4 protein-coding genes and 1 other annotated feature are annotated in these 2912 nt (G+C 41.4%); all 4 genes read right to left on the reverse strand.

Annotated features, from left to right (window positions below):
* Positions 1-99: hypothetical protein (locus AC52RT_RS09660; protein ID WP_495540549.1), on the reverse strand; the 99-nt coding region annotated here is incomplete at its 3' end.
* Between the two features lie 62 nt (positions 100-161).
* The gene (gene ilvN, locus AC52RT_RS09665; protein WP_495540546.1) at positions 162-674 is read right to left on the reverse strand and encodes an acetolactate synthase small subunit; all 513 of its coding nucleotides are present in this window, start codon (positions 672-674) and stop codon (positions 162-164) included.
* Positions 671-2389, reverse strand: coding sequence for an acetolactate synthase large subunit (gene ilvB / locus AC52RT_RS09670; RefSeq protein WP_495540547.1), 1719 nt, complete (start codon positions 2387-2389; stop codon positions 671-673). The genes ilvN and ilvB overlap by 4 nt, the downstream gene beginning before the upstream one ends.
* A gap of 90 nt (positions 2390-2479) precedes the next feature.
* Positions 2480-2720, reverse strand: a binding site (T-box leader).
* Positions 2708-2833 carry a hypothetical protein gene (locus AC52RT_RS09675; protein ID WP_495540548.1) on the reverse strand — a complete coding sequence of 42 codons (126 nt, stop codon included), beginning with the start codon at positions 2831-2833 and terminating at the stop codon, positions 2708-2710. It overlaps the preceding feature by 13 nt.
* Positions 2834-2912: the final 79 nt, after the last annotated feature.

Raw genomic sequence — 2912 nt, forward strand, 5'->3', positions numbered from 1 at the left:
GGCGTGAGCATGACCTTGTGAACCGTAACCGATTACTGCTACTTGTTTCGTATTAAAATAATTTTGATTTGCGTCCGAATTGTAATATACTTTTGCCATTTTAAAATCTCTCCCTTTTCACTCATTAGTATGTTTTTTTAAAATCTAAATATTTCGTCTTTTTAAACAATGGTTAGGCTTTTATGGCTAGTACGCTGGGTTCCCCGCGGAAAAGCAGTCGTGCCGGTACGAGCTAATTCTTTAATGCCATATGGCTTCATTAATTCAATAAAGGCACCGATTTTTTCGGATTCACCCGTAATTTGAATGGTTAATGAGTCCTTACTGATGTCAATAACAGCGGCTCGAAACGGTTCAATTAAACTGTTAATCTCTGCTCTGTTCTGGCTTGTTGCCATTACCTTGATTAAGGCGAGCTCTCTCGATACAATCGATTGGTTTGAAATATCATTCACTTTTAAAATATCAATTTGTTTATTTAATTGTTTGGTCATCTGTTCAATCACATGTTCATTTTCAACATGTACGACGACAGTCATGCGTGATATTCCTTCTTGCTCCGAGGGACCTACTGTCATGCTCTCAATGTTATAGTTTCGTTTAGTAAATAGATTAGTAATCCGGTTCAGCACACCCGGACGATTGTTTACCGTTAGGGTTATAATTCCTTTCATTGCTTGACTCCTTCCATTTCATGCAGCCCTTTTCCTGGTGAAACCATCGGATAGACGTTTTCTTCGGGCTCCACGTGAAGATCGAGAAGAACCGGTCCATTCATCGTGACTGCTTTTTCAATCAAAGCAATTGCTTCTGCTTCTGTAGTTGCTTTAAAGCCAGGAATTCCATAAGCATCAGCCAGTTTTACAAAATCCGGTTGGGTCTGGAAGGTGCTGTGTGAATACCGTTTCTCATGGAAAATTTCCTGCCATTGTCGAACCATTCCCAATGCATGATTATTAATAATCACAATTTTGATTGGCAGATTCATTTCAGCAATGACGGCCAGCTCTTGGTTTGTCATTTGGAATCCGCCATCCCCAGATATGGAGATTACTATTTTTTCTGGTTCTGCAATTTGGGCGCCAATTGCTGCTGGCAATCCAAATCCCATTGTTCCAAGCCCACCCGATGTTACCCAGGCATGCGGCTTATTGAAAGGATAGTATTGTGCAGCCCACATTTGATGCTGCCCGACATCAGTGACCACAATCGCTTCTCCATTTGTGTACTGATGTAAAAGTTCAATTACTTTTTGCGGCTTCAAAGCCCCTGTATCATTTAGATAGCTTAATGGAAATTCTTTTTTCCAAGCATTAATGGTATCAATCCACTTAGATGCTTCAGGCTTTTTTCCATCTTGTGCGATCAAATCTATGAGTGCTTCCTTTGCATTGCCGACTACCGGAATCTTTGTTGGTACATTCTTGCCAATTTCCGCAGGATCGATATCGATATGAGCAACCGTTGCGTAAGGAGCAAAATACTTCAAATTTCCTGTCAGCCGATCATCAAATCTCGCTCCAATATTAATCAGTAAATCACAAGTGGATAGGGCCATATTCGCTGCATAAGACCCATGCATGCCACCCATCCCGATAAACAAGGGATGATCTGCTGGATATCCACCCAGTCCGAGTAAGGTATGCACGACCGGAATTCCCTGTTGCTGGGCATAGGTCCTTAATTCATCAGCACCCTTAGAATGAAGGACTCCAGCACCTGCAAGAATGACTGGTTTTTCCGAAGAACTGACGGCTTCAACCAGCTTTCTGATTTGAAGATGATTCGGCTGAACGGTTGGCTGATAGCCTGGTAAATCCATCTCTGGATCTTCATCTGCAAAGCCTGACAGGATGGCAATATCCTTTGGTATGTCAATTAAAACTGGACCTGGACGACCGCTGGATGCAATATGAAAGGCTTCTTTAACAATTCTAGGGATATCTTCTGTCTTCCTGACCTGATAATTATGTTTCGTTATAGGTGTAGTAATTCCGAGTACGTCCGCTTCTTGAAAAGCATCCGTACCAATTACACTTGTAGCAACTTGCCCAGTGAAAATGACGAGGGGAAGTGAATCAATCATTGCATCGGTAATACCCGTTACAACATTCGTTGCTCCCGGACCTGATGTTGCAATGACTACGCCTGGTTTACCAGTCACTCTGGCATATCCTTCAGCTGCATGAATGGAGCCCTGTTCATGTCTAGTAAGAATATGAAATAGACCTGAGCTGTAAAGCTTGTCGTAGATTGGCAATACTGCTCCTCCAGGATAACCAAATATAACGTCTACATTTTGCTTTTTTAGAGCATCCATTAAAAAGTCTGCTCCGCTTTTTTCTACTTTTACTTTCTCCCTGTCAGTCAGGAGTGCTTTCTCAGTCATTTAAAGACCTCCTCTACATCATTTCACCGGTTAAGCGATTTTTTTCATATAAAAAAGCCCTCCACCCTAATAGACCCGCTTTCGCAAGTTTCAAGGGGTGAAAAGGCTACTTGACCAGTCCACGGTACCACCCTAATTCGTACAACTATGTACGCTCTTCATCTTTTTGGTAACGGGTGCTGGTATGCACCCGTTCAGCTTTACTTGCAAGTTGCTTTCAAGCTGAAACTCAGAGGTGAGTTCATCTCTTGTAACACTACCGGTTTCCAGCAATCCCGGCTCTCTGTGAATGTTGTATCAAAAGACTACTTTTCCTCTTCATTGCTTTTCTTTATAATAGCCAACGGATTTATCTAAATAGTAAGTAAATTCAGCTTGGTTTGGATGTCCTCGTAATTCTTGGCTGTTGATGATTATATTACGACGATATGTAAGGTACGTCAATAGGTTTTTTCGTTATTATTAGATTATTCTTAAAGTTCAAACTAATTTGTATCCGCTTACATCGTTGAAGAGAAAGAGT

This window comes from Peribacillus sp. (assembly GCF_059453735.1).